The sequence below is a fragment of the Parachitinimonas caeni genome (genome assembly GCF_030129945.1).
Classification (GTDB): domain Bacteria; phylum Pseudomonadota; class Gammaproteobacteria; order Burkholderiales; family Chitinimonadaceae; genus Parachitinimonas; species Parachitinimonas caeni.
On sequence record NZ_JARRAF010000004.1, the window covers coordinates 221,687 to 241,759 of the forward strand.

General features: G+C 56.9%; 25 protein-coding genes. 14 read left to right on the forward strand and 11 right to left on the reverse strand.

What is annotated here, in order from left to right; genetic code table 11:
• Nucleotides 1–179: 179 nt before the first annotated feature.
• Nucleotides 180–788 carry a hypothetical protein gene (locus PZA18_RS05185; protein ID WP_284099732.1) on the reverse strand — a complete coding sequence of 203 codons (609 nt, stop codon included), beginning with the start codon at nucleotides 786–788 and terminating at the stop codon, nucleotides 180–182.
• Nucleotides 789–816: 28 nt separating this feature from the next.
• On the opposite strand from PZA18_RS05185, the gene PZA18_RS05190 reads away from it, so the two are divergent.
• The 4 genes from PZA18_RS05190 (at nucleotide 817) to PZA18_RS05205 (ending at nucleotide 2,534) form a co-directional block, all read left to right on the forward strand.
• The gene (locus tag PZA18_RS05190) at nucleotides 817–1,098 is read left to right on the forward strand and encodes a hypothetical protein (protein WP_284099733.1); all 282 of its coding nucleotides are present in this window, start codon (nucleotides 817–819) and stop codon (nucleotides 1,096–1,098) included.
• Entirely contained in the window at nucleotides 1,070–1,276 is a 207-nt protein-coding gene (locus tag PZA18_RS05195) for a cold-shock protein (protein WP_284099734.1), read from the forward strand. The genes PZA18_RS05190 and PZA18_RS05195 overlap by 29 nt, the downstream gene beginning before the upstream one ends.
• Nucleotides 1,277–1,601: 325 nt before the next feature.
• Nucleotides 1,602–1,865, forward strand: a complete 264-nt coding sequence (gene infA / locus PZA18_RS05200) for a translation initiation factor IF-1 (protein ID WP_284099772.1) — start codon at nucleotides 1,602–1,604, stop codon at nucleotides 1,863–1,865.
• A 3-nt stretch (nucleotides 1,866–1,868) separates the two neighbouring features.
• A complete protein-coding gene (locus PZA18_RS05205; protein WP_284099735.1) occupies nucleotides 1,869–2,534 on the forward strand; it encodes a class I SAM-dependent methyltransferase in 666 nt (221 codons plus the stop codon).
• A 34-nt stretch (nucleotides 2,535–2,568) separates the two neighbouring features.
• On the opposite strand, the gene PZA18_RS05210 is transcribed toward PZA18_RS05205, so the two are convergent.
• Together PZA18_RS05210 and PZA18_RS05215 are read right to left on the reverse strand one after the other, a co-directional pair.
• Nucleotides 2,569–2,877 (reverse strand): PilZ domain-containing protein, encoded by a 309-nt coding sequence (locus PZA18_RS05210; RefSeq protein WP_284099736.1) that lies wholly within the window; start codon nucleotides 2,875–2,877, stop codon nucleotides 2,569–2,571.
• Nucleotides 2,874–3,440, reverse strand: coding sequence for an NUDIX domain-containing protein (locus PZA18_RS05215; RefSeq protein WP_284099737.1), 567 nt, complete (start codon nucleotides 3,438–3,440; stop codon nucleotides 2,874–2,876). The genes PZA18_RS05210 and PZA18_RS05215 overlap by 4 nt, the downstream gene beginning before the upstream one ends.
• A 227-nt stretch (nucleotides 3,441–3,667) precedes the next feature.
• Here PZA18_RS05215 and PZA18_RS05220 point away from each other — a divergent pair, with 227 nt between their 5' ends.
• Nucleotides 3,668–3,886, forward strand: coding sequence for a hypothetical protein (locus tag PZA18_RS05220; RefSeq protein WP_284099738.1), 219 nt, complete (start codon nucleotides 3,668–3,670; stop codon nucleotides 3,884–3,886).
• A gap of 69 nt (nucleotides 3,887–3,955) precedes the next feature.
• Here the strand turns inward: PZA18_RS05220 and PZA18_RS05225 are convergent, their stop codons facing one another.
• Nucleotides 3,956–4,165, reverse strand: coding sequence for a DUF1653 domain-containing protein (locus PZA18_RS05225; RefSeq protein WP_284099739.1), 210 nt, complete (start codon nucleotides 4,163–4,165; stop codon nucleotides 3,956–3,958).
• 273 nt (nucleotides 4,166–4,438) lie between these two features.
• Here PZA18_RS05225 and PZA18_RS05230 point away from each other — a divergent pair, with 273 nt between their 5' ends.
• Both PZA18_RS05230 and fusA read left to right on the forward strand, forming a co-directional pair.
• Nucleotides 4,439–5,026, forward strand: a complete 588-nt coding sequence (locus tag PZA18_RS05230) for a DUF1415 domain-containing protein (protein WP_284099740.1) — start codon at nucleotides 4,439–4,441, stop codon at nucleotides 5,024–5,026.
• An 880-nt stretch (nucleotides 5,027–5,906) separates the two neighbouring features.
• Nucleotides 5,907–7,928: an elongation factor G gene (gene fusA / locus PZA18_RS05235; protein ID WP_284099741.1), complete on the forward strand. Its 2,022-nt coding sequence runs from the start codon at nucleotides 5,907–5,909 to the stop codon at nucleotides 7,926–7,928.
• A gap of 153 nt (nucleotides 7,929–8,081) precedes the next feature.
• Here the strand turns inward: fusA and PZA18_RS05240 are convergent, their stop codons facing one another.
• The 6 genes from PZA18_RS05240 to PZA18_RS05265 form a co-directional block, all read right to left on the reverse strand.
• The gene (locus PZA18_RS05240; protein ID WP_284099742.1) at nucleotides 8,082–8,576 is read right to left on the reverse strand and encodes a phosphatidylglycerophosphatase A family protein; all 495 of its coding nucleotides are present in this window, start codon (nucleotides 8,574–8,576) and stop codon (nucleotides 8,082–8,084) included.
• 324 nt (nucleotides 8,577–8,900) lie between these two features.
• Nucleotides 8,901–9,857, reverse strand: a complete 957-nt coding sequence (thiL, locus tag PZA18_RS05245; protein WP_284099743.1) for a thiamine-phosphate kinase — start codon at nucleotides 9,855–9,857, stop codon at nucleotides 8,901–8,903.
• Nucleotides 9,858–9,866: 9 nt separating this feature from the next.
• Nucleotides 9,867–10,367: a transcription antitermination factor NusB gene (gene nusB / locus PZA18_RS05250; RefSeq protein WP_284099744.1), complete on the reverse strand. Its 501-nt coding sequence runs from the start codon at nucleotides 10,365–10,367 to the stop codon at nucleotides 9,867–9,869.
• Nucleotides 10,364–10,846, reverse strand: a complete 483-nt coding sequence (gene ribH / locus PZA18_RS05255; protein WP_284099745.1) for a 6,7-dimethyl-8-ribityllumazine synthase — start codon at nucleotides 10,844–10,846, stop codon at nucleotides 10,364–10,366. Before ribH ends, nusB begins: the two co-directional genes overlap by 4 nt.
• A 112-nt stretch (nucleotides 10,847–10,958) precedes the next feature.
• Nucleotides 10,959–11,420: a type II toxin-antitoxin system death-on-curing family toxin gene (locus PZA18_RS05260; protein ID WP_284099746.1), complete on the reverse strand. Its 462-nt coding sequence runs from the start codon at nucleotides 11,418–11,420 to the stop codon at nucleotides 10,959–10,961.
• Complete coding sequence (locus PZA18_RS05265) at nucleotides 11,413–11,640, reverse strand: AbrB/MazE/SpoVT family DNA-binding domain-containing protein (protein WP_284099747.1); 228 nt, start codon at nucleotides 11,638–11,640, stop codon at nucleotides 11,413–11,415. The genes PZA18_RS05260 and PZA18_RS05265 overlap by 8 nt, the downstream gene beginning before the upstream one ends.
• 152 nt (nucleotides 11,641–11,792) lie before the next feature.
• On the opposite strand from PZA18_RS05265, the gene gltX reads away from it, so the two are divergent.
• Complete coding sequence (gene gltX, locus PZA18_RS05270; protein ID WP_284099748.1) at nucleotides 11,793–13,205, forward strand: glutamate--tRNA ligase; 1,413 nt, start codon at nucleotides 11,793–11,795, stop codon at nucleotides 13,203–13,205.
• A 123-nt stretch (nucleotides 13,206–13,328) separates the two neighbouring features.
• Here gltX and PZA18_RS05275 read toward each other — a convergent pair whose 3' ends face one another.
• Nucleotides 13,329–14,582: an Hsp70 family protein gene (locus PZA18_RS05275; protein ID WP_284099750.1), complete on the reverse strand. Its 1,254-nt coding sequence runs from the start codon at nucleotides 14,580–14,582 to the stop codon at nucleotides 13,329–13,331.
• 217 nt (nucleotides 14,583–14,799) lie between these two features.
• Here PZA18_RS05275 and holB point away from each other — a divergent pair, with 217 nt between their 5' ends.
• The 6 genes from holB to PZA18_RS05305 all read left to right on the forward strand — a co-directional run bounded on the left by holB (nucleotide 14,800) and on the right by PZA18_RS05305 (nucleotide 20,046).
• A complete protein-coding gene (holB, locus tag PZA18_RS05280) occupies nucleotides 14,800–15,813 on the forward strand; it encodes a DNA polymerase III subunit delta' (protein WP_284099751.1) in 1,014 nt (337 codons plus the stop codon).
• A gap of 29 nt (nucleotides 15,814–15,842) precedes the next feature.
• Nucleotides 15,843–16,223, forward strand: coding sequence for a PilZ domain-containing protein (locus PZA18_RS05285; RefSeq protein WP_284099752.1), 381 nt, complete (start codon nucleotides 15,843–15,845; stop codon nucleotides 16,221–16,223).
• 59 nt (nucleotides 16,224–16,282) lie between these two features.
• Nucleotides 16,283–17,059, forward strand: a complete 777-nt coding sequence (locus PZA18_RS05290; RefSeq protein WP_284099753.1) for a TatD family hydrolase — start codon at nucleotides 16,283–16,285, stop codon at nucleotides 17,057–17,059.
• Complete coding sequence (locus PZA18_RS05295; RefSeq protein WP_284099754.1) at nucleotides 17,056–17,823, forward strand: MBL fold metallo-hydrolase; 768 nt, start codon at nucleotides 17,056–17,058, stop codon at nucleotides 17,821–17,823. The genes PZA18_RS05290 and PZA18_RS05295 overlap by 4 nt, the downstream gene beginning before the upstream one ends.
• Before the next feature lie 815 nt (nucleotides 17,824–18,638).
• On the forward strand, nucleotides 18,639–18,890 hold the full coding sequence (locus PZA18_RS05300; protein WP_284099755.1) for a phosphopantetheine-binding protein: 252 nt from the start codon (nucleotides 18,639–18,641) through the stop codon (nucleotides 18,888–18,890).
• The gene (locus PZA18_RS05305) at nucleotides 18,883–20,046 is read left to right on the forward strand and encodes an acyl-CoA dehydrogenase family protein (RefSeq protein ID WP_284099756.1); all 1,164 of its coding nucleotides are present in this window, start codon (nucleotides 18,883–18,885) and stop codon (nucleotides 20,044–20,046) included. The genes PZA18_RS05300 and PZA18_RS05305 overlap by 8 nt, the downstream gene beginning before the upstream one ends.
• Nucleotides 20,047–20,073 lie beyond the last annotated feature (27 nt).

The window sequence follows — 20,073 nt, forward strand, 5'->3', positions numbered from 1 at the left end:
TTACTGTCTACGGCCTATTCTTTGCGGGTAGTGCCCTGCCCGAAAATTCGGCCCGGTACGACCGGAAATAAAACGTCAACACAGTCTAGGCGCTATCGGATGCTTATCAGGCAACCGGTTAAACCCTCGTAGTTTTGCGGTGACGTATTGTCCGGAGTGCTTGAAGGTTGGGCTGATATTCAGCGTTGCTGGAACCAACCCATTGGCCGTAGATCGGTAAAGGTCAAAATCTCGATTTCCCCGGCCAAAATGGCAAATACGTGCTGCTCGAATTGCACTGGGTCTGGTGGTGGATTACAGGCATATACCAGCCGGCCTTGTTTGGTCCATTCCACCAATACCGTCAGGTTGCCATGAGCTGCAGTGCCGGCAGGCGCCGCCATTTTTTCCAGTCCGAATATTCTTAATTGTGACAAATCTGCTTTTGGCGCGAGAATGGCCGAAAAATACAATTCATTGCGTGCAAGCGGTAGTGGTAGGGTTATCAGAAATCGCAGCATTTCTGCGGATTCGCGCAGGTCAATCTGCAAACCAGTCTCTGCAAGCCTTTCATTTTCAGCGAATTCCTGACCGACATTTTTCCATGCATTTTGCAGAAACAACGGTCCCTCGCTGCCAGAAAAAGTACGGACAAACCACTCAGGGTCTGATAAGGTCATGATTGGTAAGGAAACTTTTCCGAATTGGAAATGATGTGGTCGAGGGGTGCTCAGTGCCTTGTGGCCATTTGTTTCGATTTCGTTTGATTTTTTACTGAATCGTGATTGGAGATTTGATAGCCACTTCATAAAGATAAAAAGTCCAGAAAAATATGCGATGACGGAATTTGATCAGGCCGATGCCTGGTTGGATAAAAAGAAGAATTTCGATCGGGATTTTATTTATATTTTGCTTAATTCAGCAATAGAGCGCATAGTGCGGGGTAGCGATCTTCAAGTAGTGCTGTTGTTGTCTGGTTCTACGCCCGCCTGGCCTGCGTTAATTTCCCTTCATCACCTTGCCGTCTTGACCTTCGCCCTCGTATTCAGGGGCATGTCCCTTTTCATGTTTTTCCAAGGAGCATCAAGTTATGGCAACAGGTACAGTAAAGTGGTTTAACGACGCAAAGGGCTTTGGCTTTATCACGCCGGAAGCCGGTGGTGACGATCTGTTCGCACACTTTTCCGCGATTCAGGAGCAAGGCTTCAAGACCCTGCGCGAAGGTCAGCGCGTCAGCTTCGATGTGACCACCGGGGCCAAAGGCCTGCAGGCATCGAATATCCGCTCAGCGGAGTAATCCTGACTTCGCTGTGGTACGGCCCACAGCACTGCTTGGAGTGGCCCGTTTACGATCGGCCACCACCGGATGAGAGCCCGGCATTGGCCGGGCTTTTGTCATTGTATGAACCTTATTGATTTCTACTAACCCCTGCTGCGCGACCGAATTCCGGCGACGGCCTTTCTCTCAGACCCCACCTATCGTATTTGGATAAGTTCCGGTTTTTGCGGCGAGCCCCCGACCTTTGTTAGCCAGCCAGTCCGATTTCTGGATGGGAACAGCAACCCTGCTGCGGTTTGCCGAGCCTGATCGTGAGATTGCGATTAACCAAGGAGAAGCGGCCATGGCCAAAGAAGCACTGATTGAAATGAGCGGAGTGGTGGTAGATGTCCTGCCCGATTCCCGCTTTCTGGTAAAACTCGAAAACGGCCATTCGCTGATCGCGTATACGGCCGGCAAGATGCGCAAGCACCATATCCGGATTCTTGCGGGGGATCGGGTGTCTCTGGAATTGTCGCCCTACGACTTCAGTAAAGGCCGCATTACTTTCCGCCATATCGAAGGGCGTGGTCCTTCTACGCCAAGCCAGCCGCGCCGCCGGACCTAGGCGATGCCCGGATATCAGATAAAAGTTGAACAGATTGAAGTGGCTGGAGGAAATGCGCTGACGATTCGCTCACTGCTTGACCGTCAGCAATATTTTGATCCATTAGGTGAGGCAGAAGCAGCCGGAATTTCATCGGCCTGCTGGCCGCTATTTGGCCTGGTGTGGCCTTCCGCCCAGAAGTTGGCTGATTTGATGCAAGGCTGGGATATCGGCAGCCGGCGGGTTCTGGAAATTGGTTGTGGGCTTGCTCTGGCAAGTATGGTGATTCAGCGTCGACAGGGGGATATCACCGCTAGCGACTGCCATCCGTTGACGCAGGCCTTTCTGCTGGCAAACAGCTTGCTCAACCAGCTGCCGGAGCTGAAATACCAGACTGGCAATTGGGGGCGCGAGAATCCGGGCCTGGGCGAGTTTGATCTGATTATTGGCAGTGACGTTCTTTACGAGCGCAGTCATCCCGAGCAACTGGCTGCCTTCATCCAGCTGCATTCCGCTCCCAGGATCGAAGTGTTGATAATTGATCCTAACCGAGGCAATCGAAGCGCCTTCAACCGGCAAATGGCACGCTACGGGTTTGTGCTGTCCGAATCGGCTCTGGACGGGGCTTTGAGCGACGGTTCCGCCTACCGGGGGCGGCTGATGCACTACCGGCGATCAGTGTTGGTTTAGAGAATGTCTGGAGCGCCCGGACCCGGCGTGTCGCTCATTGCCGGATGGAGAGGATTTCCAGACCGATTTCATAGAGTCGGCCACGCTCGATTTCGTGGCAGCGACGTACCCGGACCAACGCTGCCAGCGGCTTTTGCGTGCCACCATTCAGCCCTTGCGGTGGAATCACCATGACTTCCAGTTCCTCATCCTCGCGCGGGACAAAGCTGGTCTGAATGGACATGCCGCTGACGCTCAGATCGGTGCAGACGCCATACCACGGGTCTCCTAGATCTTTGGTACGGATTTTGACCGGGCAATTGATGGGGATCCGCCGGTCAATGCGTTGCTCGACGGGGCTCATTTTGCAAGCCGGGCCAGATAGGCGTTAAGCCAGAACAACCCGACGATTGTCTTGCTGTCGCTAATGTCGCCGTTCTGTGCCAGGGCCATGACTGTTGGCAACGGCAGAGAGAAAACCTCCAGTAGTTCTCCTTCATCAAGCTGGCGCTCGCCTTCGGTCAGACCGTCGGCAAAGTAATAGACAATGCGCTCGTCCGAATAACCGATGCAGGCATCTGCCGCACCGAGCCGCACCCACTTTCTGGCCTGATAGCCGGTTTCCTCCTGTAGCTCACGGCGAGCACAATCCAGCTCGGCTTCGCCGGGGTCGATCTTGCCGGCGGGAATCTCGATAAAGCTGCGTCGCAACGCAGAGCGGAACTGCTTCTCCAATAGCAGTTCACCATTGGGCAGCCTGGCCAGCACGGCAACGGCACCCGGATGTCGCACATACTCACGAACACCGGAACTTCCATCTGGCAGGGTGATATGGTCCTGCTGGACCTTGAGCCAATGGCCCTGATAAACCTGCTCGCTGCTAACAATGATTTCTGCTGCTGGGTCGGCGGGGATTCGCTCGGTCATATTTCAGATCTCCTGGCTGCCGTCTGGCAGGATGATTGGCAAGTACATCAGAAAATGCTTATTTTCAATATAGTGCTATGGGCAGGCGGTGCTCGATAAACGGATGTCGATCAGGGTCTGTATTGTCGGGCAAGTTTGCCTATAGTTATATCAAGGACTTAGAGGCATATCGCTATCGGGCCGTGGTAGCATGAACGGGTTCTCACAAGACTATTCTGGGGCGCAACATGACCAACCTGGTTTCCATGAAAAACTTCAGCGCTAATATGTCGCTGACTCTGCAAGAGCAGAACCGGCTACTCATGAATGATGTTCAGAAAACGGTAGACAGGCTGGACCGCAAGCGTGAGGCGATTTCTCAAGCGGGCCTGCAGCGATTGCAGGATAGCAACGCGACAGCGGCCAAACTGTCCGAGCAGCGTACCAAGATCGACGTCTACGTCTGACACCGTTTCGTTCCTGCATTGCTGTGTCCATGCAAATAGCCACCTAGGGTGGCTATTTGTCTTTCTGCATCAGTCGGCTTGAGTGGTTGGGTCAATAGGGGTGAAGCGTTGCACCTGCTGGCCGTTATGTTCGATCAGTTCGAAGAAAACGCTGCTGGGTCTTGTCCAGACCGAGCCATCCGATGCCCGATAGACGATCATGGTGATGGTCGGATCGCTTTCCAGACGTGCTTCGTGCAGGAATTCGTAAATCCCGCCTTTGAAATGTCGATATTGCATGGGAGTCTCTTGCGGTTGTAGCTGAAGATAAACCCCAGCATCTTACCTTTCATGGCCTGAAATCTGTACACGGCACGAGGGCGGGATCTGATCTTGGCACTTGCGTATGTGCCGGTTCAAGATGAAGGGGCCGGGATCTAGAGAGCTGCTGCCGCAGACGCATGGCGGGTTGCAGAGCCTGCAAACCTTGCTTTATGCCATGCAACGGGGAGGGTCAGGCAGGAGGTCGCGGTACAATAGCAAGCTTCGTTCACCCAGAAGCTAGGTTTTGTCATGTCTGCACTACCACCGCCGGCCACCGCCGATTTGTCTGTCATTGAAACCGAGATGCGCCAGTGGCTGGAGCGCGCAGTAATCGGTCTTAATCTGTGCCCGTTTGCCAAGTCGGTTTATATAAAAAACCAGGTGCGTTTTGTGGTCAGCCGTGCCATCCATCTTGATGCCTTGCTTGAAGAACTGGACCGCGAACTCGACTTGCTGGCCGAGACCGACCCTGCCGATGTTGATACCACCTTGCTGATCCACCCCTGGGTATTTCAGGACTTCATGGATTTCAATGATTTGCTTGAAATCACCGATCAGGTATTGCTGGAGCATCAATTGGAAGGGGAGTTGCAAATCGCCGCCTTTCACCCCGAATTCCAGTTTGCCGACACCGAGCCAGACGATGTTGGCAACTACAGCAATCGCGCACCTTACCCTACGCTGCATTTGCTGCGTGAAGCTAGTATTGATCGTGCGGTAGCGGCCTTCCCCGAAGCGGAGGCGATTTACCTGCGCAATATTGAAACCCTGCAAAAGCTTGGTCACGAAGGCTTTGCAAAGGTATTGCGTGGTGACGGCACCGCTGAGGATGAATAGAAACGGAGGCAGGTTCGGGCTTCGCAATGTGCCATTTGCAAAGTGCGCCCTGGCAATCGGAGCCTGGCAGCTGATCCAGCAGCGCGTCAAAACCCGGACCGGCGCAACCGGAAACAAAACATCAACAGAGCCGGGGGTTGGGTAGATACTTTGCAATACTCAATAACCGGCGAACGCTGCTTTTAAATTTGGCTTAAATGGATGGCTGAGGTTGAAAATGGTTTTTGACTCAGACTTTAAATGAATTTTCTGGCTGGGTATTGTCAAAGCCATTTTTGTGCGTTAAATTGACGGCCATTCTCAGGACGATTCCAATTATGAACCAGCCAGTATTTCACCACCAAGACCTCGCCGCTGCCATTTGTGCAGAGGGCAAAACACGCCAGTTTGGGCGTGTGGCTGGTCGCGTGGCGCTGGCTATTTTGGAATAGACCCCCAGCATTTTGGCTCGGGGGTGAATACCTTCCGGGCATCTGAAACCCCCGGAAGGCTTGCCCTTTCGGGGGTTTTTGCTTTGAAGGATTCATCATGCGTACCTACGACAAACTGATTGCCACAATTTGTTCCAGCCAGGGGCCAGGGAGCTTGCGCCCTGCCTTTGGCTCGATGCAGGTGGGGTTGGCGAGTCGTCGTGGTACGGCAGGCCGGCACCTTGGCCGATTGCAGAGAGATTGGGTCTGCAATTTGCCAAGCGGGGCGTGGATGAATCTGTCAAAAATGCCATTTAAAAAGACTTTACTCCTCACTCGTGCGCAGGCAATGGCGTAGCCTTTTCATGTTTATTTTGAAAAGGCATTAAATGAAACATGCCTTTTCGGGATATTAAATTTAAACCCCGGCAGGCAGGCCCCTGTTCGGGGTTTTTATTTGGGTGATTATCATGGAGAAAAGAAAACTACGAAATATCGGCATTATTGCGCACGTTGATGCGGGTAAAACCACGACCACAGAACGCATTCTGTTTTACACCGGCAAGACTCATCGGATTGGTGAAGTACATGAGGCCAACACCGTTATGGATTCGGATCAGCAGGAAAAAGCACGAGGCATCACTATCAATAGTGCGGCAACCACTGTGCTGTGGCGAGATTGCCAGTTCAATCTGATCGATACGCCAGGCCACATCGACTTCAACATCGAGGTCAACCGCTCTTTGCGTGTACTGGATGGTGCGGTGGTGGTGTTTGATGGGGTGGCGGGAGTTGAGCCGCAAACCGAGACGAATTGGCGGCTGGCCGACCAGTATGGTGTGCCGCGCATCGCGTTCATCAACAAGCTGGACCGTGTAGGTGCTGACTTTGATCGTGTTGCGGCCATGATTGCCGAGCGACTTGGTGTGCGGGTGCTGGCTTTGCATCTGCCATTGGGCCGCGAAGCGGAATTTACTGGTGTGATCGACTTGCTGACGCAACGCGCGCTCTATTGGCCTCATGGCGACAAGGCCCAGCCAATGCAGAGTCTGGCGATTCCTGCTGAACTCGCGGAAGAGGCGGGGCGACGCCGGCGGCAGTTGATTGAGCAGATCGTCGAGCGTGATGAGGCCATGCTCGCCGCGTATCTGGAAGGTCGTGAACCAGAACTTGAGGATCTGCAGCGAGTCATCCGTCAGGGAGTACTGGCTGGCTGGTGGGTGCCGGCACTGGCCGGATCGGCATTCCGTAACCGGGGGGTCGAGCCGTTGCTGGATGCGGTAGCCCTGTATCTGCCCGCACCGGGCGAGGTCGCCATGCCGGCTGAGACTACGGTCGAGGCCGATCTGGAAGGCCCTTTGGTTGCCTTGGCGTTCAAAGTGGTGAATGACCAGCACGGCGCGCTGACTTATGTGCGGATTTACCGTGGCCGACTGGCTGTTGGGGATAGCCTGCTCAATGCCAGTACGGGTAAGCAGGAAAGGGTATCGCGCATTTATGAAATGCATGCAGCCCATAAGTTGGAGCGGCAGCAGGCGCAGATGGGAGACATCGTGGCATTGGTCGGCCTGAAGGCAACGACCACGGGTGATACCCTTACCGCGTTGGGTCATCCGGTGGTGTTGGAGCGGATCGAAGCGCCAGAGCCGGTGATTGATGTGGCGGTGGAGGCGCGTACGCAGGTGGATCAGCAGAATCTGCTGCGTGGCTTGCGTACCTTGGTACAGGAAGATCCAAGCCTGCATCTGCGGCACGATGCCGAGTCGGGTCAGACGCTGTTATCCGGCATGGGGGAGTTGCAGATCGAAGTTGCGCTGGAAAACCTGCGCAAACGCTTTGCGGTGGAGGTGTTGGTTGGGCGTCCACAAGTCGCGTATCGGGAAACGATTTCGCGTCTGGCCAAGGCCCGGCATGTCCATAAAAAGCAGAGCGGAGGCCCTGGCCAGTTTGCTGAAGTCGTGTTGTCGGTCGAGCCTCTCGATCGTGGCTCGGGCGTGGTCTTCGTCAATCAGATCACGGGAGGTGCCATTCCTGCCGAGTTTATCGGCAGCGTGGAATCGGGCGTGCGCAAAGCGGCGCAGACCGGTGTGGTCGCGGGTTTTCCTTGTGTGGATTTCCAGATCACCTTGGTGGATGGCAGCTACCACGACCGGGACTCATCAACGCTGGCGTTTGAGCTGGCTGGGGCTGCGGCTTTGCGTCTGGCGCTGGCGCAGGCAGGTGCGGTGCTGCTGGAGCCGCAAATGGCAGTAGAACTGGTCACGCCGCTTGAGTATGTGGGCGCCTGCATCGGCGATGTCAATCGCCGGCGGGGTTTGGTGCGCGATCAGGCGATGCGTGGCAATGCCGTGGTGATTGCAGCCTGGGTGCCATTGGCCGAGATGTTTGGCTACATCGGCCAGCTGCGGGCGCTGACGTCTGGCCGTGCCAGCTTCAGCATGCAATTCGACCACTATGCGGTTGCCCCGCACCGCGCAGTGCAGGCGGCCTGAACGGATCCGCCCGCAGCTGGCTAGCGGTAACTGCTACCCAGGCTTTTCTTGACGCCTGGACCCACTTCAGGGGCACTTCGGTGCCCCTTTTTGTTTTCTGGCGGGGAGTGGGGATAGGTCGGCCACAGTAAGCGTGGTCGCGGGTGTCCTGCCTCAGAGTCGGAACGGCAGGAACTGCAGGCTGCCAAGAATCACCCCAATGGCAAAACCGGCTGCCAGCAGATCGTCCAGCATGACCCCGAAACCGCCTTTGACATGCTTGTCCAGCCAGCGAATCGGCCAGGGTTTCCAGATATCGAATAACCGGAAGGCGATAAAGGCTGCCAGTGCGCCTTGCCAGTTCTGTGGGGCGGCGGCCATGACCAGCCACATCGCCACCATTTCATCAAACACTATGGCTCCGTGATCTGAGACACCCAGGATGCGCCCGGTGTAATCGCACACCCAGCAACCAAGCAGAAACAGGGGGATGCACAGCAGGGCGATTTCCAGTGGCGTCAATAGCAGGCTGAGCAGGTAGTAGACCGGAATGGCGGCGAGGGAGCCGGCCGTGCCGGGGGCTTTGGGGGATAGGCCACTGCCAAAGCCTAAAGAGATGAAATGCGTGGGATGAGACAGTAAAAGTCGGATGTCTGGCTGGCGTGGCATGGTGAAAGTAGGGTTCTATGGATATGAGTTTCGCAGCCATGCCCACCTGAAATCTGCCGGGAAGGGTTTGCTGCCGCGTGAATGGTTCCTTGGGGGAGGGTGATTTGACTCAAGCATTGCACCCGGGTTCTACCAAAGAGCCTAGGTTCCGTTGACGAAAGGTTTACAGTCGCGCCGGGACGAGTTTTGGGGCGAGGCGAGGCAGGGTAAGCGCGGTTTAGCGAGCTAAATGAGCGAACCCTAACGACGCCCCGCCCCAAAAATCGTCCCGGCCCGGAGGGTTTTGCCGGAAAACGCGATCTGCAAACCTTACGTCAACAGAACCTAAGACTGGCCGAAATGATCGAAGCCACGCAAGGCAGGCCGGATGGCTTGTCCTGCCCTGAAAACCTGAACATCCCGACCTGGGACCATGCGGCCAATACGGCTGAGGCGTAGGCCAAGTGCCGGTGCCAAGGCCTCGATGACCGATCGTTGGGCGGGGGCAGCGGTAAAGCACAGCTCGTAGTCGTCCCCCCCAGCCAGCACTGCTTGTTCTATGGTCGGCAGATCAAGCTCGCTGGCCGAGGCGAGAGCGTGAGGCAGGCAGTTCCAATCCAGCTCCGCACCCAGGCCGGAAGCCTTACAGATATGGCCAAGATCCGCGACCAGACCGTCAGATATATCAAGACCGCAGCGCGCAATGCCCCTGAGTGCCAAACCCAGCGCGAGGCGAGGTTCCGGCCAATCCAGCCTTTGTTCGCAACCTCGGGCAACGGAGGCGGGGAGTCGGTATTTGCCATAACGGGCGCCCACCGCCAGCGCTGCGGCACCGATTTCACCCGAGAGCCAGATGTCATCATCCGGCCGGGCCTGATCCCGCCGCAGAGCCTGGCCAGCGGGCAAGCTGCCCATGACCTGGATGCTGATACTCAGCGGTCCACGTGTGGTATCGCCGCCAACCAGGGCAATCCGCTGTTGGTCCGCCAGCGCCAGCAGGCCTGCTGCAAAGTCCGCCAGCCAGGACTCGTTGGCTGCGGGCAAGGTCAGGCACAGAGTAAACCAGCGCGGTGTCGCGCCCATGGCAGCCAGGTCTGACAGATTGACCGCCAGGCATTTGTGGCCCAAGGCGCGAGGATCGACGTCGGCAAAGAAGTGGCGGCCCTCGACCAAGGTGTCGGCCGATACAGCCAGCGCCTCGCCTGCAGGAACCTCCAGCAGGGCACAATCGTCGCCGACACCCAGCAGGGCGCTGGTGGTGGGGCGACGGAAGTAGCGCTCGATCAGCTCAAACTCGGTCATGGGCTTTACTTAGCCGCGGCGTTTGGCGCGAGCGGCTTCCACCTCGTCCTGCCGTACTCGCAAGGCCAGCTTGTCGAGCACGCCGTTCACGAATTTGTGGCCATCGGTACCGCCGAAGGTTTTGGCGATCTCGATGCACTCGTTGATGATGACGGCGTAGGGGGTTTCCGGTTTGTGCAGCAATTCGAAAGTACCCATCAGCAATACGGCTTTCTCGACGGGAGAAATCTCTTCGATTGAACGGTCCAGACAAGGGGTGAAGCCGATCTGCAACTCATCGGCCTGTTTAACGGCACCGTAGAACACTTCACGGAACAGTTTTTCGTCTGCCTTGTGAAAGTAGGGGCTGCTTTCGCGCAGGAAGGTTTCGATGCGGGTAACCGTGTCACCCGACAGCTGCCACTGATAAATGCCTTGTACGGCAAACTCGCGGGCGCGGCGGCGAGCCGACTTGTGCGGAGCCTTGGCCTGGGAGTCGGTGGCGTCGGACGGTTGAGCAGCGGTGTTCATTCAGTGATTCCTTTCAGGGCAGCTTGCAGATTGACCATCTCTACCGCGACCCGGGCGGCATCGGTGCCCTTTTCGCTCATGCGCACCAGTGCCTGGTCGTCGGTGTCAGTAGTCAGAATGGCGTTGGCGACCGGAATGCCAAAGTCCAGGCCAACCCGGGTAACGCCGGCGCCTGATTCATTGGAAACCAGTTCGAAATGGTAGGTTTCGCCACGGATCACGGCACCCAATGCTATCAAGGCATGAAAGCGGCCAGACTCGGCCATGGCCTGCAGGGCCAGGGGGACTTCAAGTGCGCCAGGAACGGTAGCGATGTGCATATCAGCATCTGCTACGCCCAGGCGGCGTAGTTCTGCGACGGCCGCATCCAGCAAGCCTTCGCAGACGTCAGTATTGAAGCGACTCATGATAAGGCCGATGCGCAAACCCTGGCCTGCCAGTCTGGGTTCAGTTTCCGGGATCGTGTCGAAGTGGGGCATTGAGTTTCCTTCCGCTTGAGCGAGCCGTCAGCAATGTGACGGACGGTCGTGAAAAGCTGTTTGGCAAAAGCATTGCAGAAACGGCGATTGCCGGCCTGCCGTGCCGGGATTGTCAGGGTCCGTTTGCACATTGCGCCGGTAGCCGGTTACCCGATCGGGAATCCCGCTTGCCGGAGTCAGCTGGCGGGGTGTCGATGGGTCGAGCATGGTGGCGCAGGTGCTCTGCAAGGCCCGAACGGTCAAGGTCGCCCAGGGCGACCTCCATGATCAGGGTATAAAGTTGGGCGTTGATCAGGCTAAGTGTCTGGCCGTTGAGCCGGAGGTAGGTCAGGGCGCAGTCGGCAGCGGTACGAACATTGCCATCGTGAAAGCCATCCGCGCGAACCAGGGCAACGCAGTATTCGGCGGCCGTCTGGTAAAGATCACTGCTGACCAGCCAGCAATCGCCCGCCGCATTCAGCGCGGCTTCGAGCGCGGACTGGTTGCGCACGCCATGTTGACCACCGAACACGGCGATCTGTTCGTGGTGGATGGTAAGCAAGGCTGGCAGGCTGAGCAGGCGCACCTCAGGCATCCTTCATTTGCTGAAAGGCGCTGCGATATTTTTGCAGAATGGCACGATGCGCCTGTAATACCTCGTCCATTTCGGCACCAACCGGTACCAGTACCAGACGGCCATTCTCAATGGCGATCTCGAACTTCTGCCCTTCCTGCAGCTGTAGTTCCTGCACCAGTTCGGCGGGGATGGTGGTAACAAAGCTGGAACCCACCTTGCGCAATGAAACCTGGCTCATGGCAACTCCATATATATGTGCGTATATATTAGGCCATGTCAGGTCTGCCGTCAAAATTCGGTAATGTTTGCATTGGTTGCACGGGTTTTTTGTGCTGGCTGGCTGGCAAGGTAGAATCGGTTTTTTTGCACCTGATCGGAAGAAGTCGAATCATGACCCGTAACGTTCGTACCCGTTTTGCTCCCTCGCCCACCGGCCTTTTGCACATTGGTGGCGTGCGTACCGCGTTGTTCAGCTGGGCCTATGCCCGCAAGCACGGTGGCACCTTTGTGCTGCGGATCGAGGACACGGACCTTGAACGTTCAACGCCCGAATCGGTACAAGCCATTCTGGATGGCATGCAGTGGGTCGGTCTGGCCCATGACGAAGGCCCGTTCTACCAGATGCAGCGGATGGATCGTTATCGTGAGGTCGTCCAGCAGATGCTGGCTGCCGGTACCGCCTATTACTGCTACACCAGCAAGGAAGAGCTGGACCAGATGCGTGCGGAGATGGAAGCCCGTGGCGAAAAGGCGCGCTATGACCGCCGCTGGCGGCCAGAGCCGGGCAAAACCTTGCCCGAGCCACCCGCTGGCGTAAAGCCTGTGGTGCGCTTTCGCAACCCTGTTGACGGCGTAGTGGCCTGGGATGATGCCGTGAAGGGCCGCATCGAGATCAGCAACACCGAGCTGGATGATCTGATCATCGCCCGGCCCGATGGCACCCCCACCTACAATTTCTGTGTGGTGGTGGACGATCTGGATATGGGCATTACCCATGTTCTGCGAGGGGATGATCACGTAAACAACACCCCGCGCCAGATCAATATTCTGTCCGCCTTGGGGGGTGAACTGCCGGTGTATGGGCACCTGCCGATGATTCTGAACCCGGATGGCTCGAAGATGAGCAAGCGTAAAGATCCGGTATCGGTGGTTGACTACGAAAAGAAAGGCATTCTGCCCGAGGCGCTGCTGAACTATCTGGCCCGTCTGGGCTGGGGGCACGGCGATGATGAATATTTCACGCTGGATCAGTTCGTCGAGTGGTTTGATCTGGCCAATGTCAGCCCGAGTCCGTCACGGTTTGATCACAGCAAGCTGCAGTGGATCAATCAGCAGCATATGAAAGCCGCCGACAACAGCCGTCTGGCCACCCTGACCGCGCCGTTCCTGCTGGAGCGTGGGATTGAGCTTCAGGCAGGCCCGGCACTGGCGGACGTGATTGCGTTGTTGAAAGAGCGGGTAACCAATCTGGTCGATCTGGCCGAGCAGGCGGTGTACTTCTATCGCCACCAGGCTGCGCCCGCCGAGCTGGCTGAAAAACAACTGGGCGCCGAGGCACTGGCCATCCTGCGCAAATTACATGGCGCGCTGGCCGCGACGGATTGGCAAGCAGCCGCCCTTAATGATGCGATCAAAGCGTTTGTGGCAGCAGAGGGCGTGAAAATGGGTCAGGTGGGTATGCCGCTGCGGGCTGCTGTATGTGGCACGACCCAGACCCCGTCGCTGGACCTGACCCTGACTTTGCTGGGACAAGCAGAAACCTTGCGTCGCCTGGATAAGACCCTGACGGATGCTGGCGTTTGAACGCGGTCTGAGCAGTGGCTGATTACTCCCCTGCTTGTGAGGGAGGTTCGCCAAAAACAAAACAGCCCCGGTTCTCCGGGGCTGTTTTGTTTTGGTGGCGAAGTTTGGGCGAACGGGCTTGCTTCAGCCATAGCGCTTTCGTGCCTCGACGGCCAGCCCGGCGCCAATGCTGCCAAACAGGTCGCCTTCAACCGCCCGTGCTTCGGGGAGCAGGGCGCCAATGGTCTTGCGTAGATGCGGTACACCGCTGGAGCCGCCGGTAAAAAATACAGTATCGACATCCGCTGCCCGAATGCCGGCTGCTTGCAGAATGCCGGCTGCTGCATCTCTTACCTGCATGACTTCACCATCAATCGCGGCATCCAGTTCGCTACGGGTCAGGGCATGGCGCAGGCCAGGCTCGGCCATGTCGAGCGCCAGCTCGGTCTGGTCGGCACTGGACAGGGCGATCTTGGCTTCTTCAATGCGCATGGCCAGTTCGTGGCCGCTGCGGTTGGCGATGACTTTCAGCAGGCGCTCGAACTTGTCGCGCTCAACCACATCGCGTGAGAGATCTTGCAATTCAGACCAGATGCGGCGGGTATAGACGAAGTTGATGGTGTGCCAGGTCGAGAGGTTGAAGTAGTAGCTATTGGGAATCTCTGCGTTATTGCGCAGACGGCTGCGGTAGCCGAGCAAGGGCATGACGGATGCCAGATTGAGCCGGCGATCAAGATCGGTTCCGCCAATGTGGACGCCGGCATTGGCCAGAATGTCACTTTGGCGATCATCAACCTTGTGCCGCTCTGGTGAGAGGCGCAGCAACGAGAAGTCGGAGGTACCCCCGCCGATATCGACGATCAGGACCAGCTCTTCTTTCTGGATGGATTCTTCGTAGTGCAGCGCTGCGGCAATCGGTTCGAACTGAAAGCTGACTTCCTTGAAACCAACCTTGCGCGCCACCTCTGCCAGGGTGAATTCGGCCAGTCGATCAGCTTCGATATTGTCATCGATGAAATGCACCGGGCGGCCGAAGACGGCGTGATCGAAAGAGCGACCGGCCTCGGTTTCGGCCCGTTGCTTCAGCTCACCAATGAAATGGCCGAGCAGATCCCGAAAGGCCAGTGATCGACCATGTACCTCGGTCTGGCTATCCATCAGGCCGGTGCCCAGGATGCTCTTGAGCGAGCGCATCAGCCGGCCTTCATAGCCATCCAGATATTCAGCAATGGCTGCGCGACCAAATGATACCGAGTCTTCTTCGGCATTGAAGAACACCACACTGGGCAGGGTCGCCTTGCCACCCTCCAATGGGAGCAGGGCTGATACGCCAGGGCGCCACCACCCTACTGTGGAATTCGATGTGCCGAAATCCACGCCACAGGCTTTTGTCGCCATGCTGCTCTCCTTGTCATGTGTGCTATGTAAAGCGGGGGGCGGGATTCTACCGAGCTCGCCCCGGCATGACAAGAAATCCCGTAGATTCAGAGGGTTTTCAAATTTGCCGCCTGGTGCGCAGGGGCGGGGGAACGGCGAGGGGAGGGCGTGGTTCAGACGGGGCGGGCTGGCACCGGTATACTGCGGGCCAGTTGACCATTCAAACCCATCTGATCCCATGTATTTTCCCTGGCACGACGCGCAATGGCGATTGCTGAGCGCAGACCTCAACCGCCTGCCGCACGCCCTGTTGCTGACTGGCGAAGCCGGAATCGGCAAACGGGCTTTGGCGCAGACCCTGGCCAAGGCCCTGCTGTGTGAGTCTGGTACTGCCGACGCCGCCAAACCTTGTGGCCGGTGCGAGGGGTGCCACTGGTTCGACGCCGGCAATCATCCCGACTTTCGCTTGCTGGCACCGGCTGCCGACGAGGCTGGCGATGACGAGGAGGGGGGTAAGGCAAAGAAGAAGCCCTCGCAGTACATCACCATTGATCAGATTCGTGAGCTGGCGGATTTCGTCAATATCAGCTCGCATCGGGCAGGGCGCCGAATCACGCTGATTGCACCGGCGGAAGCCATGAATGTCGCTGCCGCCAATGCGCTGCTCAAGACTCTGGAAGAGCCACCTGCCGACGCTTTGTTCATTCTGGTCAGCCACCATTGGCGACGCCTGTTACCTACCATCGTCAGCCGTTGCCGTCGCTACGCTATGCCGGTCCCTGCCGAGGCGCCTGCACTGGCCTGGCTGGAGGCTCAGGGCCTGGCTCATGCTGCTGATCACCTTGCTCATGCCGGTGGTGCGCCATTGCTGGCGTTGGCGGAGGCGGATCATGACTTGATGGTGGCACGTAAGGAGTTGATTGCCGAGCTGGCGGCACCCCGTCAGTTGGAACCGCTGGCGACCGCCGAGCGGCTCGACCGGCAAAAGCTTGATCCGGCAGAAGTGATTGACTGGCTGGCGAGATGGGTGTTCGATCTGGCTGGTTTGAGCCTTGCCGACAAAATCCGCTATTATCCCGACAAGCGGCAGAGTGTTGCCGAACTGGCCTCCCGGCTTGATCCTATCCGCCTGATGCGCTACGCCGACAGTGTGCGCGAGGCGCGAGCCTTGGCCCATCACCCATTAAATAACCGACTGGTGTACGAACAGCTATTGTTCGGTTATCTGCAAGCAATCAGACCGGCGCGCTAATTGCGCGTGCTGTTTTCAGGAGAGTTCCCATGGCTGAAGCGCCCAAACCGACCCCCGCCGCAGCAGCTGCTGGCCGCCCAGGTGTGCTGTCGCTCAGCATCAAGGAAAAAGCTGCGCTGTTTGCGGCTTACATGCCGTTTGTCAAAGGGGGAGGGATGTTCATCCCGACTTCCCGGCCTTACAAGATTGGCGATGAAGTGTTCATGCTGCTGTCTCTCATGGATGATCCGGCACGGATTGCCGTGAGCGGTCATGTCGTGTGGATCACGCCACAAGGGGCGCATGGCAATCGTACCCAGGGCATCGGTGTGCAGTTCTCCTCGAACGAGGCCGGTGGCCAGGCGCGTGCCAAGATCGAGGTGCTGCTGGGTGGTGCCCTGCAATCAACCCGCACCACCCACACCATGTAGTTCAACCTGCCATCCAGTGCCGGGTGGCATTTGCCACCCATTAAAACTGCTATTTCTAGATGTTCATTGATTCTCACTGCCATATCGATTTTCCCGAGCTCGCTGAAAAGATAGACGCGCTGCAAGACGCCATGCGTGCCAATCAAGTCAGTCATGCGCTGTGCATTTCAGTCAATCTGGCCGGCCTGCCCGGCGTGCTGGATATGGCAGAGCGCTTTGACAATGTATTTGCCACGGTGGGTGTGCACCCCGATTATGAAGATTGCGAAGAGCCTTCTGTCGAGCGGCTGGTAGCGTTGGCCAAGCATCCGCGAGTGGTGGGTATTGGCGAAACCGGGCTTGATTACTATCGCCTGACCGGTGATCTGGAGTGGCAGCGTGAGCGCTTTCGCGTACACATCCGTGCTGCGCGCCAGACCGGCCTGCCGTTGATTGTCCATACTCGTTCTTCCGCAGAAGATACCTTGCGCATTCTGGAGGAAGAAGGTGCGGCGGAGGTGGGTGGGGTGATGCACTGCTTTACCGAAAACCGTGAAGTGGCTGCGGCGGCGATTGCGCTGAACTTTCACATTTCGCTGTCTGGTATTGTCACTTTCAAGAATGCGGTGGAGCTCAAGGAGGTCGCCCGCAGCATTCCACTGGAACGGATGTTGATCGAAACCGACTCGCCTTATCTGGCGCCGGTGCCCTTTCGTGGCAAGACTAACCACCCAGCCCTGGTCAAGCATGTTGCCGAGCACATTGCCGATCTGCGCGGGGTGCCGTTGGCGACCATTGCCGAAGCCACTACCCGTAACTTTATCCGCCTGTTTAAACCGCCAGGACTATCGCAATGAACGTAGAGGTGCTGTGTCTGGGTGTCGGGTCCAGTGGCGGTTCGCCCGCGCTGGGATGCCGTTGCCCAACCTGCACTTCTGCCGATCCACGCAATCAGCGCACCCGTTGTTCAGCTGTGATGCGTGCAGGCGGCCTCAACTTTCTGATTGATACCGGGCCAGACCTGCGGCAGCAGGCCCTGCGGGAAAACCTGCTGCAAGTCGATGCGGTGCTCTACACCCATCCGCATGCCGATCATATGAATGGCATCGACGATCTGCGGGCCTTCTGTTACCTGAATCGTGCCCCAATGCCGGTATTCGGCAATGCCTTTACCATGCAGGATATTCGCAGCCGGTTTTACTACACCACGCTGCCGCCTGCCCCCTACTGGGATAAGCCTTCCCTGCAACTGACTGCGGTGGATGGCCCTTTTACCCATCGCGGGGTGATGATCACCCCCATCCCTTTGCTGCATGGAAAATGGCCGATCTTCGGCTTTCGCATCGGCAATGCGGCCTTTCTCACCGATGTTTCCGAGATCCCGGAAGCCAGCTTCCCGTTGCTGGAGGGACTGGACGTTCTGCTGCTCGATTGCCTGAAAGCCAAGCCCTATCCCACCCACTTTGGTCTGGATCAGGCGTTGGCGGCCGCTGCGCGCATCGCTGCCCGCCGAACCGTGCTGATTCATATGACCCACGAGCTGGAATACCACGCCACCAATGCCTTGCTGCCTGCTGGTGTTGAGCTGGCCTACGACGGTATGCGCCTGAGCGCCGAATAAGCCCCCCTGGTCGGCGCTTCCATCTGGACCGGCCATCAGCCCTGCGACAAGCCATGCACGGGTTGTAGTCAGGTGCCTCCTCTTGATCAGACTCCTGAGTGATTGGGCTGTCTGTAAGCTGACATTCCTATCGCCAAAAAAACCACACTTCGCCGGTTCCGGTGGGGTGCTCCCATCCCTTTCTTGTTCGAAGCAGTAGACCGCATTCTTGCTGGGGCATCAGTAGATATCCGTTTGATTGTTCTACTAAATATGCCTGCATTGTCCGCATCTGACGCCAATTGGCCTCCTGCTTGATACGCCAATTTACCCATAAAGGTAAAAATTCTTTCTTTGTAATAAATGTGTGCAATGCGCACAGTCAAAGAAAATGAATCATGTAAAATTTCAGAACAATATGTAAGATGCAGGCCCCTGATGCTTGCTGATTCCTTACAAAATCTGAATTTTCTTGTAATCGACACTGGCCAAAATGTGATTAGGCTTAAGCAATCTGCGCCCCCAGGGGCGAGGCGCTGGTGTCGGATATCTCCAGCTTTTGCACGATAATTCGGCTGTTTTGCATGAAAGTCGGAACGTAATACTGTCTAACAAATAAATTTTCAGATGAATGCTTGGAAGTGGGGAGTGATTACATTCTCATGACGTTGTCACTGAAAATATTTACATATAGCATAACAATGTCGTTGACATTATTTGGTGTAAATATGGCTATCTGACTGATGTTTGGTGATGTTTTGTCATCTTTCATCAAATAGGCCGTGTTTGGTTGTTGAAAATAAGATTTAAGCCCTCAAAGAAAGTGTCAAACATTTATGGACGTGTTCGCTCGTAAGAAGTTGGTCTCTGACTATTTTTTCAAGCTCGCTGGCAAGCAGGATCTGGATGAGGCGATCGATATTTTCGAGACAGGCCTTGTCAACTCGCTGGCTACCATCCAGCTGATTTCTTTCCTCGAAAAGAACTTCAAAATCAAAGTTGAAATTGATGATCTGGATCGGGCCAACTTCCGCAGCATTCAGGCGGTCTGCGGCTTTCTCGACAGGAAGGTTGCTGTCAATGCTTAACCGGTTTCTGATCCCCGCGCAGAACGCATACCTGCAGGCGTTCGAGGATTTTGCAGCGACAGAAGTCGCGCCTTTTGCCGATGCGTGGGACTTGCAGGAAGCCACCCCCCACGCAGTGGTACAGGCTCTGGCCAGCAAGGGCTGGCTGGGTGGCCTGGCCAAGCCGGAAAACGGCGGGCTGGGTTTTGATGCGACGACCTTTGGCTTGCTCAACATGGCGATTGGTGCAGGTAGCGGTTCGCTGACTGGCTTGCTCAATGTGCACTCGATGGTGCTGAAAACCATCGAAGACTGGGGAACTGCTGAGCAGAAGCAGCGGTTCTTGCCTGCCCTGGTAAAAGGGGAGCTGCTTGGTGCCTTTGCGCAGACCGAAGTCGCTGCCGGCGGCGATTCGACCAATCTTGGAACCCGCTTTGAAGTGCAGGGCGACGCGCTGACCATTACCGGACAGAAAACCTGGATTACCTACGCACAGATTGCCGATCTGTTTCTGGTGTTCGGCAAGCTGCAAGGGCTTGATACGGCAGTGCTGGTGCCCCGTAGCACTCCCGGCCTGACCGTGACCCCCAAGAAGAACATGCTGGGCTTCAAGAGTGCCGGGTTGGCGATTCTGGATTTTGCCGATTGCAAGGTGCCGGTAAGCCATATCGTCGGCAAGCCGGGGTTCGGCCAAAGCCTGATCTCGACAGCCGCTCTGGACTACGGCCGGATCAGCGTGGCCTGGGCGGCGTTGGGTGTGCAGCAGGCGGCGCTGGCGGCTTCGGCACATCGGGCGCGCGCACGTTCCACCTTCGGCACCCTGCTGGCGGATCAGGGCATCATCCGTGGTTATCTGGCTGATATGTCAGGCAATCTGCTGGCATCGCAGCTGGTTTGTCTGTCGGCGACCCGAGCCAAGGAAGCACGCGAAGAAGATGCGCTGGAGCAGATTCTGCAAGCCAAGCTGCTGGCATCGCAACGGGCGGGCGAAGCGGCCGATAAAGCGGTGCAGATTCATGGCGGACATGGTTGTGATGAAGCCAATGGCGTCAGCCGTCTGTATCGCGACGCCAAGATTCTGCAGGTGGTTGAAGGCAGTAACGAGCTGCAGAAGATGCTGATTGGCCGTGCGGTTTGCGACCGCTATCACAACGGAACGGCGTCGGCGTTTTCATAGCCGCCTGTCTACAAGCGCTCATCCTCT

Coding starts and splice junctions, on each gene's coding strand:
- PZA18_RS05185 (WP_284099732.1), bottom strand. CDS start 788: ATGAAGTGGCTATCAAATCTCCAATCACGATTCAGTAAAAAATCAAAC.
- PZA18_RS05190 (WP_284099733.1), top strand. CDS start 817: ATGACGGAATTTGATCAGGCCGATGCCTGGTTGGATAAAAAGAAGAAT.
- PZA18_RS05195 (WP_284099734.1), top strand. CDS start 1,070: ATGGCAACAGGTACAGTAAAGTGGTTTAACGACGCAAAGGGCTTTGGC.
- infA (WP_284099772.1), top strand. CDS start 1,602: ATGGCCAAAGAAGCACTGATTGAAATGAGCGGAGTGGTGGTAGATGTC.
- PZA18_RS05205 (WP_284099735.1), top strand. CDS start 1,869: ATGCCCGGATATCAGATAAAAGTTGAACAGATTGAAGTGGCTGGAGGA.
- PZA18_RS05210 (WP_284099736.1), bottom strand. CDS start 2,877: ATGAGCCCCGTCGAGCAACGCATTGACCGGCGGATCCCCATCAATTGC.
- PZA18_RS05215 (WP_284099737.1), bottom strand. CDS start 3,440: ATGACCGAGCGAATCCCCGCCGACCCAGCAGCAGAAATCATTGTTAGC.
- PZA18_RS05220 (WP_284099738.1), top strand. CDS start 3,668: ATGACCAACCTGGTTTCCATGAAAAACTTCAGCGCTAATATGTCGCTG.
- PZA18_RS05225 (WP_284099739.1), bottom strand. CDS start 4,165: ATGCAATATCGACATTTCAAAGGCGGGATTTACGAATTCCTGCACGAA.
- PZA18_RS05230 (WP_284099740.1), top strand. CDS start 4,439: ATGTCTGCACTACCACCGCCGGCCACCGCCGATTTGTCTGTCATTGAA.
- fusA (WP_284099741.1), top strand. CDS start 5,907: ATGGAGAAAAGAAAACTACGAAATATCGGCATTATTGCGCACGTTGAT.
- PZA18_RS05240 (WP_284099742.1), bottom strand. CDS start 8,576: ATGCCACGCCAGCCAGACATCCGACTTTTACTGTCTCATCCCACGCAT.
- thiL (WP_284099743.1), bottom strand. CDS start 9,857: ATGACCGAGTTTGAGCTGATCGAGCGCTACTTCCGTCGCCCCACCACC.
- nusB (WP_284099744.1), bottom strand. CDS start 10,367: ATGAACACCGCTGCTCAACCGTCCGACGCCACCGACTCCCAGGCCAAG.
- ribH (WP_284099745.1), bottom strand. CDS start 10,846: ATGCCCCACTTCGACACGATCCCGGAAACTGAACCCAGACTGGCAGGC.
- PZA18_RS05260 (WP_284099746.1), bottom strand. CDS start 11,420: ATGCCTGAGGTGCGCCTGCTCAGCCTGCCAGCCTTGCTTACCATCCAC.
- PZA18_RS05265 (WP_284099747.1), bottom strand. CDS start 11,640: ATGAGCCAGGTTTCATTGCGCAAGGTGGGTTCCAGCTTTGTTACCACC.
- gltX (WP_284099748.1), top strand. CDS start 11,793: ATGACCCGTAACGTTCGTACCCGTTTTGCTCCCTCGCCCACCGGCCTT.
- PZA18_RS05275 (WP_284099750.1), bottom strand. CDS start 14,582: ATGGCGACAAAAGCCTGTGGCGTGGATTTCGGCACATCGAATTCCACA.
- holB (WP_284099751.1), top strand. CDS start 14,800: ATGTATTTTCCCTGGCACGACGCGCAATGGCGATTGCTGAGCGCAGAC.
- PZA18_RS05285 (WP_284099752.1), top strand. CDS start 15,843: ATGGCTGAAGCGCCCAAACCGACCCCCGCCGCAGCAGCTGCTGGCCGC.
- PZA18_RS05290 (WP_284099753.1), top strand. CDS start 16,283: ATGTTCATTGATTCTCACTGCCATATCGATTTTCCCGAGCTCGCTGAA.
- PZA18_RS05295 (WP_284099754.1), top strand. CDS start 17,056: ATGAACGTAGAGGTGCTGTGTCTGGGTGTCGGGTCCAGTGGCGGTTCG.
- PZA18_RS05300 (WP_284099755.1), top strand. CDS start 18,639: ATGGACGTGTTCGCTCGTAAGAAGTTGGTCTCTGACTATTTTTTCAAG.
- PZA18_RS05305 (WP_284099756.1), top strand. CDS start 18,883: ATGCTTAACCGGTTTCTGATCCCCGCGCAGAACGCATACCTGCAGGCG.